Annotated in this window: 20 protein-coding genes; 19 read left to right on the top strand and 1 reads right to left on the bottom strand. The window is 29.0% G+C overall.

Annotation, left to right across the window (positions count from 1 at the left end; genetic code table 11):
- Window positions 1–277: 277 nt before the first annotated feature.
- From RBU61_RS08850 to pyrR, 12 genes are all read left to right on the top strand, one after another.
- The gene (locus RBU61_RS08850) at window positions 278–652 is read left to right on the top strand and encodes a hypothetical protein (RefSeq protein ID WP_308879352.1); all 375 of its coding nucleotides are present in this window, start codon (window positions 278–280) and stop codon (window positions 650–652) included.
- A gap of 23 nt (window positions 653–675) precedes the next feature.
- Window positions 676–1,959 carry an HlyD family efflux transporter periplasmic adaptor subunit gene (locus RBU61_RS08845; protein ID WP_308879350.1) on the top strand — a complete coding sequence of 428 codons (1,284 nt, stop codon included), beginning with the start codon at window positions 676–678 and terminating at the stop codon, window positions 1,957–1,959.
- Complete coding sequence (locus RBU61_RS08840; protein WP_308879348.1) at window positions 1,960–2,664, top strand: YggS family pyridoxal phosphate-dependent enzyme; 705 nt, start codon at window positions 1,960–1,962, stop codon at window positions 2,662–2,664. It abuts the gene before it with no gap.
- Between the two features lie 10 nt (window positions 2,665–2,674).
- The gene (locus RBU61_RS08835) at window positions 2,675–3,115 is read left to right on the top strand and encodes a cell division protein SepF (RefSeq protein WP_308879346.1); all 441 of its coding nucleotides are present in this window, start codon (window positions 2,675–2,677) and stop codon (window positions 3,113–3,115) included.
- A gap of 19 nt (window positions 3,116–3,134) precedes the next feature.
- Entirely contained in the window at window positions 3,135–3,401 is a 267-nt protein-coding gene (locus RBU61_RS08830; RefSeq protein WP_308879344.1) for a YggT family protein, read from the top strand.
- Window positions 3,402–3,413: 12 nt separating this feature from the next.
- A complete protein-coding gene (locus RBU61_RS08825; RefSeq protein WP_308879342.1) occupies window positions 3,414–4,199 on the top strand; it encodes a YlmH/Sll1252 family protein in 786 nt (261 codons plus the stop codon).
- Between the two features lie 14 nt (window positions 4,200–4,213).
- On the top strand, window positions 4,214–4,747 hold the full coding sequence (locus RBU61_RS08820) for a DivIVA domain-containing protein (RefSeq protein ID WP_308879340.1): 534 nt from the start codon (window positions 4,214–4,216) through the stop codon (window positions 4,745–4,747).
- Window positions 4,748–4,803: 56 nt separating this feature from the next.
- A complete protein-coding gene (locus RBU61_RS08815; RefSeq protein WP_308879338.1) occupies window positions 4,804–5,556 on the top strand; it encodes a bifunctional 3-deoxy-7-phosphoheptulonate synthase/chorismate mutase in 753 nt (250 codons plus the stop codon).
- A gap of 117 nt (window positions 5,557–5,673) precedes the next feature.
- Window positions 5,674–6,309, top strand: coding sequence for a TraR/DksA C4-type zinc finger protein (locus tag RBU61_RS08810; protein ID WP_308879336.1), 636 nt, complete (start codon window positions 5,674–5,676; stop codon window positions 6,307–6,309).
- A 113-nt stretch (window positions 6,310–6,422) separates the two neighbouring features.
- Window positions 6,423–6,878, top strand: coding sequence for a signal peptidase II (gene lspA, locus RBU61_RS08805; protein ID WP_308879335.1), 456 nt, complete (start codon window positions 6,423–6,425; stop codon window positions 6,876–6,878).
- Window positions 6,879–6,887: 9 nt separating this feature from the next.
- Window positions 6,888–7,805: an RluA family pseudouridine synthase gene (locus RBU61_RS08800; protein WP_308879334.1), complete on the top strand. Its 918-nt coding sequence runs from the start codon at window positions 6,888–6,890 to the stop codon at window positions 7,803–7,805.
- Between the two features lie 7 nt (window positions 7,806–7,812).
- Window positions 7,813–8,346 (top strand): bifunctional pyr operon transcriptional regulator/uracil phosphoribosyltransferase PyrR, encoded by a 534-nt coding sequence (gene pyrR, locus RBU61_RS08795; protein WP_308879333.1) that lies wholly within the window; start codon window positions 7,813–7,815, stop codon window positions 8,344–8,346.
- A 12-nt stretch (window positions 8,347–8,358) separates the two neighbouring features.
- On the opposite strand, the gene RBU61_RS08790 is transcribed toward pyrR, so the two are convergent.
- A complete protein-coding gene (locus RBU61_RS08790) occupies window positions 8,359–10,134 on the bottom strand; it encodes an NFACT RNA binding domain-containing protein (protein ID WP_308879332.1) in 1,776 nt (591 codons plus the stop codon).
- A 181-nt stretch (window positions 10,135–10,315) separates the two neighbouring features.
- Between RBU61_RS08790 and RBU61_RS08785 the strand changes: the two genes are divergently transcribed.
- The 7 genes from RBU61_RS08785 to def are packed head-to-tail and all read left to right on the top strand — an operon-like array spanning window position 10,316 to window position 16,542.
- Entirely contained in the window at window positions 10,316–11,197 is an 882-nt protein-coding gene (locus tag RBU61_RS08785; RefSeq protein ID WP_308879331.1) for a YicC/YloC family endoribonuclease, read from the top strand.
- Window positions 11,198–11,212: 15 nt separating this feature from the next.
- Complete coding sequence (remA, locus tag RBU61_RS08780; RefSeq protein WP_154438270.1) at window positions 11,213–11,470, top strand: extracellular matrix/biofilm regulator RemA; 258 nt, start codon at window positions 11,213–11,215, stop codon at window positions 11,468–11,470.
- Between the two features lie 20 nt (window positions 11,471–11,490).
- A complete protein-coding gene (gmk, locus tag RBU61_RS08775; protein WP_308879328.1) occupies window positions 11,491–12,105 on the top strand; it encodes a guanylate kinase in 615 nt (204 codons plus the stop codon).
- Between the two features lies 1 nt (window position 12,106).
- The gene (rpoZ, locus tag RBU61_RS08770; RefSeq protein ID WP_308879326.1) at window positions 12,107–12,316 is read left to right on the top strand and encodes a DNA-directed RNA polymerase subunit omega; all 210 of its coding nucleotides are present in this window, start codon (window positions 12,107–12,109) and stop codon (window positions 12,314–12,316) included.
- A gap of 9 nt (window positions 12,317–12,325) precedes the next feature.
- Window positions 12,326–13,531 (top strand): bifunctional phosphopantothenoylcysteine decarboxylase/phosphopantothenate--cysteine ligase CoaBC, encoded by a 1,206-nt coding sequence (gene coaBC / locus RBU61_RS08765; RefSeq protein ID WP_308879325.1) that lies wholly within the window; start codon window positions 12,326–12,328, stop codon window positions 13,529–13,531.
- A gap of 48 nt (window positions 13,532–13,579) precedes the next feature.
- Window positions 13,580–16,051, top strand: coding sequence for a primosomal protein N' (priA, locus tag RBU61_RS08760; RefSeq protein ID WP_308879323.1), 2,472 nt, complete (start codon window positions 13,580–13,582; stop codon window positions 16,049–16,051).
- Window positions 16,052–16,062: 11 nt separating this feature from the next.
- A complete protein-coding gene (gene def / locus RBU61_RS08755; protein ID WP_308879321.1) occupies window positions 16,063–16,542 on the top strand; it encodes a peptide deformylase in 480 nt (159 codons plus the stop codon).
- The last annotated feature ends 1 nt before the right edge of the window (window position 16,543 follow it).

Here is a 16,543-nt window from a genome sequence, read left to right as displayed (position 1 = left end):
AAATATAAGAAGAATTCCCCAAAAACGGAACAGAGGGCTATTAATAGCCCTCTGTTCCGTTTTTGGAGTGCCCTTAAGAAACAGCTAAACCGCAAATAATCTACAAATTCTACAATTATATGAAAGATACGACAATCTAAATAAATATTATCATAATTGATAAATATTAAAAATTTAAAATAAGTACTTTAGTATCATAATTGATTTTGTAAAGTAGTTTAAAATGGCATTTGATTATGTTATACTATTAGTATATTTTGAATTCGGAGGTGTTAGCTTGTTGGAATATATTCAGACCATTTTAATTTTACTTTTCATAACAAGTGTATTTGGATATATATTTGTAATTTTAAAAGAAAAATTATATTTAAAAAATAATATAGTGATTATAGATAAAAAAATAGTAACTCCAGAACATTTAAAAGAAGCTGATATGAAGGAGTTTATATTAGATGGTATAAGAGCAAAGGCAGGAGATGAAATTAAAGTTATAACAAAAGAAAAAAAGAAATATAATGGAATCCTTTTAGGTGCTAAGAAGAAGGATAAATCTATATTGATGGTTACACATAAAGATGAAATAAAGGTATTCCAAATCGACAATATTGAGAAATTTAAGATATTGAGTACCTATGGAAAGTTTTTCAGTTAAAAGATATACAAAGGGTGAAGCTTATGTCTTATGATAAAAGAGAAAAGAGCAGAAGAAAAAGAAAAAATGTTCGAATTATAATAATATCCTTTGTGGTTTTATATCTATTGTTTAGATCTGTTCCATCATTACTTGCTAATGGTGCAAAGACGATCCTTCCCGAAATAGGAGATTTAACTACTAAGTTTTCTGCTGAAGGTTTTTTGATAAAACATGAAACAGTAATAAAATCAGAAGTTAAGGGACAATTAGAAATGTTGGCTGCTGAAGGTACTAGATTAGCGGCAGGTTCTGAGGTTGTATCTGTTAATTCATTGAAAGATACATCTTCCTTAAAAGAAGAGTTGGAACAAGTGGAAGAGTCTATTTCAGCTTTAGAAAAATCTGAAGCTGAAACTAAGTTAATAATAAATGAAAAAGAGAAGGTAGAAAATCTAAAAGAATCTTTAGTAGATGAATTACAATCAAGTATAATTGCGGGAAATTTTGATGAAATATATTTGCTTAAAGACCAATTAGCATTATATGATGAAAAGATTAAAGATGTTTCCTTTTCCAATACTCTTGCAGGCCAAAGTTTAGGAAATTTAAAATCTAAAAGAGAAGTCATAAATGAAGAAATCAAGAGTAATCATGCAAAGTACTATTCAGCACACGGTGGGATTGTATCTTATATAATAGATGGCTATGAAGAAACTTATTTACCTAAAGAATTAGAAAACTATACTTATGATAAATTAAATTCAATTAAGTCTAAAAAAAATGAGGTAAAAACTGAAGTAGATGTTGGACAACCTATATATAAAATAATAGATAATTTTGAATGGTATATTGCTATGAAAATAGAAGATCTAAAAGAAATAAAAGGCTTTGAAGTAGGAGACAGCGTTCAGATTCAGATGAATGAAAACAATTATGATCTAAAGGGAAGAATTGTTTCAATTAATGAATCAGGGAAAAAAGGAGTTATGATAGTAAGATTTACTACTAAGCTACATGATTATTACGATATTAGATTTACAAGTGTTGATGTTATACAAAGTAGAAAAGAGGGCTATAGGATACCTACTAAAGCGATAATAGATAAAGATAATTTATCAGGGGTATATATTAAAGATAAAAGTGGTATAGTGAAGTTTAGGCCTGTAAAAATCATAGGTCAAGATAATGATTATACGTATGTTGATATGGGTGATAACGGTAATATTTTATTGGAAGGTGAAGAAAAGCCTACAAAAACCATTACATTATTTGATGAAATATTTATAAATACCACTAGTATAAAAGAAGGACAAATACTTAACTAAATGGAGGGGATAAAAATATCTATTCAAGACAATATACAGATTATAGAAGAAAACGTTGAAAAAGCCTTAAAGAGATCAGGTAGAGATGGAGAAAAAGTAGAGTTAATAGCTGTGACGAAAACCATTGATATTGATAGGATAAAAGAAGCCCTTGATTATGGAATTGTCAATATAGGAGAAAATAGAGTTCAAGAATTAGACATTAAGTATGAAGCATTAGGGAATAAAATAAATTATCACATGATAGGGCACCTACAGACTAATAAAGTAAGAAACATTATCAATAGAACAAGGTTAGTACATTCTTTAGATAGACTGTCATTAGCTAATGAACTAGACAAAAGGTCAAAAAAAGAAGGAATAATTACAGAGGTTCTATTACAAGTCAATGTAGCTGAAGAAGAAACTAAATTTGGACTTGAAGTAAATGAAGTACTAAGTTTTTTAGAAAAAGTTTTAGTTTTAGAAAACATTAGAATTAGAGGACTAATGACCATAGCACCTCATACAAGTGATGAGGAAGTTTTAAGAAAGGTTTTTAGAACTTTATACAATTTAAAAGAAGACATAAAAAGCAGAAATTATAAAGAACTATCTATGGATTATTTATCCATGGGAATGTCAAACGATTATGAGTTAGCCATAGAGGAAGGTTCAAATATGATTAGAGTTGGATCTAATATATTTGGAAAAAGAAATTATTAGGAGGGATACAATGAATACTTTTATGGATAAGATTAAATATTTTATAGGAGTACAGGATTTAGAGGAAGAAGAGAGATATGAGGAAGAATATATAGATTATGATGAAGACTATGATACAGTAGTACCAACAAAAACAAAAAAGGTAAATAATAAAGTAGTAAATATCCATACTAATAGTAATATGAAGATTGTAGTACATGAACCTCTTAGTTACGACGAAGCACCAAGCATCATAGATGATTTAAAATCTAGAAAGACAGTTATAGTAAACTTAGAGCAGTTAGATAATGGAATTAAGAGACAAATCTTTGATTTTATCAGCGGTGGATTATATGCAATGGAAGGGAATATTCAAAAGGTTACAAAGGATATCTTTATCTTTGCCCCTAGTAATGTAGAAATAGATGGATTAAAAGAAGAACTAAAGAGTAGGGGATTATTTTCTTGGTAAGAAGGAGTAGATTATATTAATGATACTTTTATATAAGTCCATTACAATATTGCTTAACTTAATTGAATTACTAATTCTAGTAAGGATAATATTTTCTTTCTTAAATATCCGTGGAGAGAATATTGTTATTAAATTTGTTTATGAATTGACAGAGCCTGTTCTTGGAACTGCCAGGAATTTACTTGATAAGACTGGTATAAAAACTGGAATGTTTGACTTTTCACCAGTAGTAGCTATTATATTTTTAAGAATAATATATTACCTTGTTGGTAGAATTTTATTATAGGTATATATTGACATGAAAATAGATAGGGAAAAATATATTTCGCATATTAAAGATAATGATAAGATTATTGAAATGCGAAGAATAATAGACAAAATTGAAGTGGTGCTTACTAATCATTCCTTTGAATCTACAGATTTTATGGATCCTTATGAAAGATTATTAGCCAAGTCAATTCTTAATAGATTTATGGAAATAAATTATTTAGAAAATGGTGGAATTATACAAGCTGAAAGACAGATTATAAACATTTATCCTGATTATTATAGAAAAATAGATGTTCCTAAAGATATTATCTGTTTACGAGTAAATGTGGATACAGATGGATTATCACATAAAGATTTTTTAGGTTCAATACTTAATCTTGGTATAAAGAGAACAAAAATAGGGGATATTTTAGTACATGAAGGTTATGCGGATATAATAGTAAAGCAAGAAATAAGCGATTTTATTTTATTCAATCTAAACAGAATTAAGAATACTAAAGTAACAGTAGAAGAGAAGTCTTTAGATGCCATATCTTTTGTTGAATCTGAATATAAAGAAATTAATAAGATACTATCTTCATATAGACTTGATGTATATATTAGTGCTGCTTATAATTTATCAAGACAAGAGAGTATAGATATAATTAAGTCTGAATATGTGAAAGTTAACTGGGAACCTATAAATAAGTCCTCTAAAGATATTGCCGTTGGGGATATAGTTTCTGTAAGAGGATATGGGCGTTCTGCACTACACTCTGTTGAGGGAATAAGTAAAAAAGGTAAAATAAAGGCTACTATAAGAATATTAATTTAAATGGAGTGAGGAAAATGATTACACCATTAGACATACAAAGTAAAGAATTTAAGAAAGCATTAGGTGGATATAATAGTCGTGAGGTTGATGCATATTTAGATGCTATCAATGATGATTATGAAAAATTATATAGAGAGAATATTGAACTTAAAGACAAGATAGGAATGTTGACAGATCAAATAAGACAATATAATAATTTAGAAGAAACCTTAAAAAGCACCTTAGTTATTGCTCAAAGTACGGCAGATGAAGTGACAAGTTCTGCAAGAAAAAAAGCAGAGTTAATAATAGAAGATGCTGAAATTCAATCCAAAAATAGAATTAATGCAGCTAGAGATGAAGTGAAAAATATAATGAAAGAATATGATCATCTGAAAAAAGAAATCTTTATCTTTAAAAATAGATATGAAACCTTTATTAAAGCACAGCTTATTGCTTTAGAAGAATTTCACGAGGATTATGAAAGCAAGAGTAAAGATTTAATACTAGAAGAAATGACTATAGACGAAGGTCAAGATTTAAATGGAGTAGATGATTTAGGGGCATAGTAGCCTCTTTTTTCTTTAAAAGGATGATTATTATATTGGTAGTTGGAGGAAGAAAGATGAGTAGAAGAATTGAAATAAATAGGGATTTACACATTGGAGACAAGTCTTTTAATATTATAGCAGGTCCCTGTGCTGTAGAGAATTATAAGCAAATGGACGAAATAGGTGAATTCCTACAAAAAATGGGAGTTAAGATATTACGTGGCGGTGCATTTAAACCTAGAACTAATCCAAATTCCTTTCAGGGATTAGGGTTAGAAGGCCTAGAGATACTTTATGATATAAAACAAAAATACGGGTTTAGTATAATTTCTGAAATAATGGATCCTAGAGATATAGATTCATCCCATGATTATATTGATATTATTCAGATTGGATCTAGAAATATGCAAAATTTTTCTCTTCTGAAGGAAATTGGAAAGACTAATAAACCAGTAATGCTAAAGAGAGGTATGAGTGCAACGATTAAAGAATGGATAATGGCAGCAGAGTATATTAGGGCAGAAGGAAATGAAAAAATAATACTATGTGAAAGAGGAATTAGAACTTTTGAAGATTATACAAGGAATACTTTAGATTTAATGAGTGTTCCCATATTAAAAGAAATATCTGATTATCCTATATTTGTTGATCCGTCTCATGGTACAGGAAGAAAAGAATTAGTTTTACCTGCTTCAAAGGCTGCTAAAGCTTTAGATGCAGATGGTATAATTGTTGAGATACATCCTGAACCAGAAAAAGCCTTGTCAGATGGTATGCAATCTCTTAATTTTAAAGAATTTGAGGACTTATATAAGGAATTAATATAAATTTAAAATATATTTTTAATAATGTAATTTTATTCTAATTTAAATATTGAATGTTTATTATTCCACTGGTTATATTATTATTTAAGACTAAATTATATTACTAAACTGGAGGCAACTATGGATAAAGATAAACTTCATTATTTAAAAAATAAATTAGTGGAAGAAAAAGAAAAATTACTAAAAACATTAAATAATATGAACAATATGGAAGAATATGGCTCAATGGATATATATTATAGTGAATTATCTAATTATGATAATCATCCTGCAGATGTTGGAACAGAGTTGTTTATGATGGAACAAGACAATGGATTTAAAAACAGTATAAAGGATACCTTACATGAGGTGGAAAACTCCTTTGAAGATATGGAAAACGGAGATTATGGGATATGTAGATCATGTGGAAAAAAGATACAAGAAGAAAGACTAGATCTTATACCTTATTTGAAAAATTGTATAGAATGTTCCAATGATATTACTATCACACCAAATAGAGAAGTAGAATATAGACAATTTGTCTCTATAGATGAAGAAAATACGACTTCATTTAGTGATACCACTGAAGATATGGTCGAATTTGATAGAGAAGATTCTTATCAAAAAGTAGCTTCTTATAATTATGTTTCAGATGATCCATCATTTCATACAGGAGATCTTTTAATGGTTGATGATGAGCAAGATGGCGATGGTGGAGATGGAGTTGAAGAAATAGAAAATATATCTCAAGAATACTATGATGAGACTTTAAAGTAAAAATTCTCTGGTGTATAATTCCAGAGAATTTTTTAAGTTGGTCTAACTATTGATATTCATATTACAATAATATAAAATAGAATGTATATCTAAAAGATTAGGAGGGATAAGTTTTGATATTTGTACTATCTATTATCATTGTTTTGCTCGATCAAATAAGTAAATACGCTGCAATTAAATACCTAAAGGACACCTACTCACATGTTGTAATACCTAATTTTTTTAGGCTAAGTTATGTTGAAAACTATGGTGCAGCTTTTGGAATTTTACAGAACAAAAAAATATTCTTTGTTATTATAACTCTCATAGTAATAAGTTCTATTTCTGTTTTTCTAGTAAAAAATTATCATAAAATCAATCTTTTTACTAGAATAGGTTTAGGAATGTTTTTAGGGGGCACCATAGGTAATTTTATAGATAGAGTTAGATTTGGATATGTTGTAGATTTTTTAAGTTTTAGATTATTTAATAGATATGAATTTCCTGTTTTTAATATAGCAGATATATCTATAGTTATAGGAACTATAATTATTTTAATTTTAGTTTTATTGGATAAATATGAAGTATAGGAGAGAAAAATGAATACTGTTGAAATCTATGTTAACGAAGATGATGATGAAAGGCTTGATGCATACCTTGCTGAGGAGTTAGATGAAGTTTCTAGATCCTATATACAAAAATTAATTAAAGAAAAACTAGTTTCTGTTAATGAAAAGCATATGAAGCCTAGCTATTTGGTTAAAGAAGGAGATTTGATAAAAGTAAATCTTCCTCAACCTAAAAAATTGGAAATCATTTCTGAAAATATACCTATAGATATAGTATATGAAGATGAAGATATTGTTATTGTTAATAAGCCTCAGGATATGGTAGTCCATCCTGCTCCAGGAAACTATAGGGGGACTTTAGTCAATGCATTACTATATCATATAGATAACTTATCTTCTATAAACGGTATTATTAGACCTGGGATAGTACATAGACTAGATAAAGATACATCTGGAATTCTAATTGTAGCCAAAAATGATATTGCTCACAGAGTATTGTCTGAAGAATTAAAGAAAAGAAATATAAAAAGAACATATATTACTTTAGTTCATGGTATATGGTCCCATGATGAGGGGACTATAAATGCTCCCATAGGAAGACATGCAAATGATAGAAAGAAAATGACTGTTACACAAAAAAATAGTAAAGAAGCTATAACTCATTATAAGGTTTTAGATAGGTATGATAATTATACACTTTTAGAAGTAAATTTAGAAACAGGAAGAACTCATCAAATAAGAGTACATATGGCTTATATCAACCACCCAGTTGTTGGTGACCCAGTATATTCTAAGGGGAAAAATGAATTTGGTTTGCAAAAGCAAATGTTACACGCTTATAAACTGGGATTTACTCATCCTAATACAAAGGAATATATGGAATTTCAAATAGATTTGCCTCAATATTTTAAAGAGATTGTAAATAGTCTAGATAATAAAAGGAAGTAGGGATAAGATGAATATTAAGGCGGTAATTTTAGATGAAAAAGCTATACAAAGAGCTACAACAAGAATAGCTAACGAAATAATTGAAAGAAACAAGGGAATAAAAGATATTATTTTAGTGGGAATTAAAACTAGAGGATGTCCCTTTGCAGAAAGATTGTCCCATAAAATCCAAGAAATTGAAGGAGAATCTGTTCCAGTATTCTCTCTTGATATCACATTATATAGAGATGATTTAACTGAAATTAGAGAATATCCCATAGTAAATGAAAAATTTAGCGGAGATATTAATGGAAAAACTGTTATTTTAGTAGATGATGTTATATATACTGGTAGAACTGTTAGATCAGCTTTAAATGCTTTAGTGGAAAAGGGAAGACCTGCTAGGGTACAGTTAGCTGTATTAATCGATAGAGGTCATAGGGAACTCCCAATTAGGGCAGACTATGTAGGGAAAAATCTTCCCACATCAAAGTCTGAAAATGTAAAGGTAAATTTTAAAGAAGTGGATGAAATAGATAAAGTATTTATAATTGAGAAATAAAAAGGTAGAAAATTAATTTTCTACCTTTTTTATAGTATCTACTAAGCTTTTTGAAGGATTGATAATTAAAGTTTTGAAGTTTTCATAAATTACCATTCCAGCTTTAGCATTTTTAGGTTTCTTAACATTTTTTCTTTCAGTATAATCTACTGGAACATGATTAGAGTTTTTTCCTTTACTAAAATATGCAGCTAGTATTCCAGCTTCTTCAAGTGTTGTTTCTGGAATCTCTTGTCCATTCTTCTCTATGATGACATGGCTACCTGGCATTTTCTGTACATGAAGCCATATATCATCCCTATTGGATAAACGTAAAGTAAGATAATCATTTTGTTTATTATTCTTTCCAACATAAATATTGAAACCATCTTGGGAAATATAATGAAGTGGTTTAGACATAGTTTCATCTTTTTTCTTTTTCTTTTTTAATGAACCTTTAATATAACCTTCACTAATTAGTTCTTCCTTGATTTCATCTAATTCTTGAACTTCAGTTGAATTTTCAATACCCATAAGAACATTTTCTAAATATCTTATTTCATCTTCAGTTTCAGGTATTTGTTCCTCTAATAATAAATGGGCATTTTTAAGTTTTGAATATTTCTTATAATATTTTTGAGCATTGGCTATGGGAGATGACTTAATGTCTAGAGGAATATTTAATTTATTCATATTCTCATCATAAAAATTATCTAACTCTATATTATCTACTCCCCTAGGGATATTATGAAGGTTTGCAGATATTAAATCAGCATATACCTTATATTTTTCTCTATCCTGACTTTCCATTAATTCTTCTTTTTGTTTTCCAAGTTTATTTAAAGTCCTATCTAATTTTACTTGTATAGATTTCTTTATGGACTGTGATTTCTGCCCTATTCTATCCATAATATCTTTTCTATGGTAGAAGTTATCAAGCAGCTTTGATATTGAATCTAGATAAACTTTATTTTCTTTACCAAATTGATTTAGTTCCAATGCATGAAAGGCTATAATATCTGAAGAACCATCAGATAAAATTGAAACAGGATTAAATTCATTATTTTTTACTTTTGAAACTAATTTATTAAATGAATTATATAAAGAAATTTTATCCTCTTCATATAGACTGCCAATAGTTCTATCTATATCTAATACTGCATCAAAACAAACTTCTCTACTGATTAAGGGACTTAGCCCTAAATAATTTAGATAAAGAAATTTGAAGCATGGTAAATTTTTATCTGATGAATCCATAAGATTAAAAAAGGTTTCCCTTGTACCAATTAGTGGATTAACTTTATTTTGAACAGGGGGATACTCATAGACTATACCAGGAAGTATTTGTCTTACCCTACTCATGTCTTCATAAACTCTTTTAACAGAGTCTATTATTTTAAATGAAGATTTATCTATTAATATAATATTGCTGTGTTTCCCCATTATTTCAATTACTATTCTTTTTTCAGTAGGCTGCCCTAATTCATCTATGGCAGATATATCTATGAAAATAATTCTATCTAAGTTAAACTGTTCAATATTTAGAATTGTTCCACCAATAAGATGTTTTCTAAGAAGCATACAAAACATCGGCGGAGAAGAAGGATTAGCTTTGGAATAATCAGTTAGATATATCCTTGGATTATTGCTGCTGGCAGATAAGATTAATTTATAATTGATTCCCTTACTATGAATATGAATCAAGATTTCATCATTTTCTTGCTGATAAATCTTATCTACTCTACCGCCAATTAATTTTTCTTTTAACTCTTCAACAACTGATTTTGTTACTATACCATCAAATGACATATAAATTCCTCCAATAAAATATAACTATTAAAAGTATACCATTATATTTGAAAATAATAAACTAAAAGGAAATCTAAATTAAATATTAATAATTTGTAATATATAGTAGATTTAAAACAATATAAGCTATATAATAATTTATTCAAGCACAAAGGACAATAAAAAAAGAGGGGTGCTCATTATGGTTAAGAGTATGACTGGTTTTGGACGAGGGGAGTTTAGCAATGAGCTATATAATTTAAAGGTAGAGATAAAGGGTGTTAATCATAGATATAATGATATTATAATAAAAATGCCTAGACATATTTCTTACCTTGAAGAGAAGATAAAAAAAATTATAAAAAAAGAAATTCATAGAGGGAAAATAGATGTATATATTAATCTAGACTATATAAATGAATCTGCAATAAATATTAAAGTAGATGTGCCATTAGCAAGAACTTATAAATCAGCCTTAGAGCATTTATCTACAGAGTTAAACTTAACAGAAGGTGTTAAACTATTTAATATATTAGGATTATCAGATATTATTAAAACTGAAAGAAAAGAATTAGATGAAGATATTATATGGTCCTGTTTAAAAGAGGCTTTAGATATTGCAGTGAAAGATATTATGAGTATGAAAGAGCTAGAAGGGGAAGAATTAAAAGAAGATATGTTATCAAAACTTCATACTATTGAAAACATAATATTAGATATTGAAGAAAGATCCCCTTTAGTAGTATTAGAGTATAAGGATCGGCTAAGAGAAAGAATTAGAGAACTACTAGACAAAGAAATAAATATAGATGAGGACAGAATTACTTCGGAGGTAGTCATATTTGCCGATAAGTGTAATATTAATGAAGAAGTTGTAAGGCTTAAATCACATATAAAACAATTTATTTCTATATTGAATGAAAATAATTCAATAGGTAAAAAGCTGGATTTCTTAATTCAAGAGATGAATAGAGAAATAAATACCATTGGCTCAAAGGCAAATGATGTATTAATTTCTCAGAGAGTAGTAGAGGCAAAGGCAGAATTAGAAAAAATAAGAGAGCAAGTCCAAAATGTTGAATAGTTAAGGAGGATTTTTATGTCAATAAAACTAATTAACATTGGTTTTGGAAATATTGTTTCAGCCAATAGAATAATTTCTGTAGTAAGTTCAGAATCGGCACCTATTAAAAGACTTATCCAAGAAGCAAGAGAAAAGGGACTTTTAATAGATGCTACTTATGGCAGAAGAACTAGGGCAGTTATAATTACAGATAGTCAACATGTAATACTAACTCCCGTTCAACCAGAGACTGTGGCCAATAGGTTTCACGACAAAGGAGAGAATATAGACTAATATGGAAAGATGGTGACAAGATGGCAAAAGGTTTTTTGTTAATTGTTTCAGGTCCTGCTGGAACTGGAAAGGGAACTGTATGTAAAGAATTATTGGAAAGAAATAAGGATATCGTATATTCGATTTCTGCAACTACAAGAAAGCCAAGAGTTGGCGAAGTAGATGGAGTCAATTATTTTTTTATAGATGATGAAGAATTTAAAAATAAAATTAATAATAATGAATTTTTAGAGCACGCATATGTACACACTAACTACTATGGAACTCCAAAGGAATTTGTTATAGATCAAGTCGATAAAGGAGAAATAGTTTTATTGGAAATTGATGTACAAGGTGCATTACAAATTAAGAAGAATTATCCTGAGGCAGTATTTGTATTTTTATTACCTCCAACCATGGAGGAGTTAAAAAATAGAATAGTTAAAAGAGGAACTGAGACGCCAGAAGATATAAATAGAAGATTTGAAAATGCTTTTAAAGAATTAGATTTTGTAGGGGAATATGATTATTTTGTTGTAAATGAAAAAATAGAAGATGCCATATCTGATATAGAGTCCATAATAAGAGCTGAAAGTGTAAGAGTAAAAAGACATTCAGATATTAAAGAAAAAATTATTTCACAGGGAGGTAAATAAAATGTTAAACCCATCTTTTAATGAACTAGCAGAAAGAGGAGATAGCAGATATACTCTAGTTATACTAACTGCTAAAAGAGCAAGACAAATCATTGATGGTGCTGAACCGTTAATTGAAGGAACATCTAAAAAGCCAGTTAGTATTGCTTTAGGAGAAGTGATAGAAGGAAAGATAACTTATACTAGACCATCTATTAGTAGTATAAAATAGGAGGATATTATGCTTAAAGGTAAAAAAATTGTTCTAGGAGTTACAGGTGGAATTGCAGTATATAAAGCTTGTGATTTAGTCAGCAGATTAAAAAAGCTTAATGCCAATGTGGATGTAATCATGACAGAAGGAGCAGAAGAATTTGTTACACCTCTGACTTTTCAAACTATGTCAAAAAATGTGGTTCATAGAAAAATGTTTAATGAAATTACAAGTTATGATGTAGAGCATATATCCTTGGCACAGAGAGCAGATATTATTTTAATTGCTCCGGCAACTGCAAATACCATAGGGAAAATAGCAAATGGAATAGCAGACAATTTATTAACTACAGTTGTGATGGCATCAACGGCTAAGGTCATATTTGCACCAGCTATGAATACTTTTATGTATCGTAACCCAATAGTAAAGTTAAATATAGATAAATTAAAAGAGTTAGGATATGAGTTTATTACTCCAGGAACAGGAGTACTTGCCTGTGGAGACTATGGAGAAGGGAAAATGGCAGAGCCATCTGATATTCTGGAATATGTATTAAGTAGCTTTGTAGAAAAAGATTTAGTAGAAAAAAAAATAGTAATAACTGCTGGACCAACTATAGAGCCCTTAGACCCAGTTAGATATATGACTAATCATTCCAGTGGTAAAATGGGATATAGCATAGCAGAGGAAGCTGTAAAAAGAGGTGCAGAAGTAATACTAGTAAGTGGTCCTACATCTCTTGAGGCACCTAAAGGAGTAACTCTTATTAATATAAAAACCACCGAAGATATGCTAAATGCTATTGAGAATCATTTTGATACCTGTAATGTCTTGATTAAAGCTGCAGCACCAGTAGATTATAGACCAGAGACAGTAAGTGAAGAAAAAATAAAGAAAAAAGACAATGATAATGAATTGATTATAAAATATATAAAAAATCCAGATATAGCAGCTCACTTTGGAAACAAAAAGAAAGATCAGATTATAGTTGGATTTGCAGCTGAAACCAATAATGTTTATGAGTATGCAATGGGAAAATTAAAGAAGAAAAACTTGGATTTCATAGTGGCTAATGATGTGACAAAAGATGGAGCAGGTTTTAATGTAGACACTAATATTATATCTATAATAGATAAGGAAGGCACAAAAATAGATTATCCTATAATGGATAAAAGACGAGTTGCAAGGATTATATTAGATAAGGTAAAATATATATTACAAGATAAAGGCTAGATGATATTATCTAGCTTTTAATTTTCACTTATAAAAGGAATGATAAGTTTGAATGTAAAATATGCACAGATCATAGTAAATAATAAATCTTCTCAAGTTGATAGACCATATACATATATTGTCGAGGGAGAGCTGCAAGATATTGTAAAAGAAGGAATGAGAGTTATAATACCCTTTGGAAGGGGAAATAAATTAATAAAGGGCATAGTAATCAAAATATTAGACAATGCTCCTTACAAAAGTAGATTAAAGAAAGTAGTAGATGTTTTAGATGATAAACCTTTAATATCAAAGGAATTAATCGAATTAAGCATTTGGATGAAGGAATACTATCTATCATCTTACTTAGATGCCTTCCAGCCAGTTTTACCTCCTGGAGACTTTAAGGAAATAAATACTTTTATTGAATTAGTAGATAAAAAAATTGATAACAATGTAGATGAAGAAGAAGCTAAAATTATTTCTTATTTAAGAAATAAAGGAAAGATTCTTTTGGAAGATTGTAAAAAAGATTTAAGAATAAATAATATCAATAAGTTATTAAACGATTTAGAATCTAAAGATATTATAGAAACTACGATAGATGTGAAAACAACAGTAGAAAAAAGAACAGAAAAATGGGTTAAAATATTAGACACTAATCTTTCTCTACTGGATATATATGATAATATAGGGACAAGGGCGACTAAGCAAAGAGAAATAATGGAATATATTTTTGAAACAAAAGATGTTTCGTTTAAGGATCTTTCAAGAAAGGTGAATACCACTTTATCTACAGTAAGATTAATAGAAAAAAAAGGCTTGATTACAGTGTATGATAAAGAAATAAGTAGAGATCCCATAAAAAAGGATATTAAATACTACAAAAAACATGATTTATCCTTATCTCAAAAAAAAATATTTAATAAAATTATAGATTCTATTGAAAATAAATCAGACAGAAATAAGTTTTTAATCCATGGAGTAACAGGAAGCGGAAAAACAGAAATCTATCTACAATTGGTAGAGGAAATGTTAAAGGTAGGTAGAGATTCAATTATCCTCGTACCAGAGATTTCTCTTACACCTCAGACTATTGACAGATTTGTAGGTAGGTTTGGTGATTTAGTAGCAGTACTACATAGTAAGTTATCTTATGGAGAAAGATTTGATGAATGGAGAAAAATAAAAGAAGGTAGGGTAAAAATAGTTGTAGGTGCTAGATCAGCAGTATTTGCACCTTTTAAAAACTTAGGAATTATAATTATTGATGAAGAACATGAAGCCACGTATAAATCTTCTCAGAATCCTAAGTATAATACTATTGAAGTTGCGGAAAGGAGAGTTGATTTGGAAAATGGTACTTTAATTTTAGGATCAGCAACTCCTTCTTTAGAAACTTATTATGAAAGTTTAAATGGTAGATTTACTCTCTTGGAATTAGAGGAAAGGATAAACAATTATAAGCTTCCAAAGGTAGTTGTAATAGATATGAGGGATGAACTAAACAAAGGAAATAAATCTATATTTAGTACAGAACTATATGATTCAATAGATGAAAATTTAAAAAAAGGACAACAGACTATTCTTTTCTTAAATAGAAGAGGATTCTCTACCTTTGTATCCTGTAGAAGTTGCGGATATGTGGTTAAATGTAATGATTGTGATATATCTATGACATATCATAGGAATATTAATAAACTAAGATGTCATTACTGTGGTCTATCTATAAATCCACCTAATATTTGTCCTGTATGTAAAAGTGAATATATTAGATATTTCGGTATAGGAACTGAAAAGGTAGAGGAGATTGCAAAAGAATTGTTCCCTCAAGCTAGAATAGCTAGAATGGACATGGACACCACAAGTAAAAAAGGAAGTCACGAAAGAATTTTAGAAAATATGAAAGATGGTAATATAGATATATTAATAGGAACTCAGATGATTTCTAAAGGTCTAGATTTTAAAAATGTAACTTTAGTAGGTATAATAGCAGCAGATACTACTTTAAATTTACCAGACTTTAGAGCTCCAGAAAAGGCATTTCAGTTGGTGACTCAAGTAGCAGGAAGGGCAGGTAGAGGAGAAGAAAGTGGAAGAGTTATACTCCAGACTTACGAACCAGAGCATTATAGTATAGAGTTCTCCAAGGACCATGATTATAAAGAGTTTTATAATACTGAAATAAGTTTAAGGAAAGCATTTTTATATCCACCTTTCTTAGAACTTGTTAGTTTATTAATATGGGGAGAGGATAATAACAAAGTTGCAACTATAGCAAAGGAAGTATATAATTTAATTATAGAGAATATAGATTGGGTTGAAAAAGATAATATAAATAATTATATTATTGGACCATATCCCGCACCATTAGAAAGAATAAAAAATAATTATAGGTGGCAAATATTATTAAAGTCTAAAAAAGAAAACATAAATAGTTTAAAGTATTTGTTAAAGAAGATATGTATAGAAAATGAATATAAATTAAAAATAGATGATGTAAAAATTAGCATCGACATTGACCCAAATTCAATACTATAGGAGGAATATAAATGGCATTACGAGAAATAAGACTATCTAAGGATCCAATCTTAAGGAAAAAGTCAAAGGAAATTACAGAAATCACAGATAGAATAAAGATACTATTAGATGATATGATAGAGACAATGAATGAGGCAGACGGAGTGGGTCTTGCTGCACCTCAAGTAGGTATACTTAGACGTGCAGTAGTAATAGATATAGGTGAAGGTCCAATTAAACTAATAAATCCTGAAATCTTAGAGATGAAGGGTGAAGTTATAGATATAGAAGGCTGTTTATCAGTTCCAGGAAAATCAGGAACAGTAGCTAGACCAGAGTTGGTAAGAATAAAATATATAGATATAGATGGAAAAGAAAAAAACTTAGAAGGAAGAGGTTTTTTAGCAAGGGCTATATGTCATGAAATTGATCATCTTGATGGAATTTTATATACAGACAAGATGATAGAAGAAGTAGAAATAGAAGATGAAGATTTAGATAACGAGGTGTAAT

The organism is Tissierella sp. MB52-C2, from assembly GCF_030931715.1.
Classification (GTDB): domain Bacteria; phylum Bacillota; class Clostridia; order Tissierellales; family Tissierellaceae; genus Tissierella.
The sequence above is the reverse complement of the archived record's forward strand: the minus strand, read 5'-3'. Positions and strand labels throughout refer to the sequence as shown.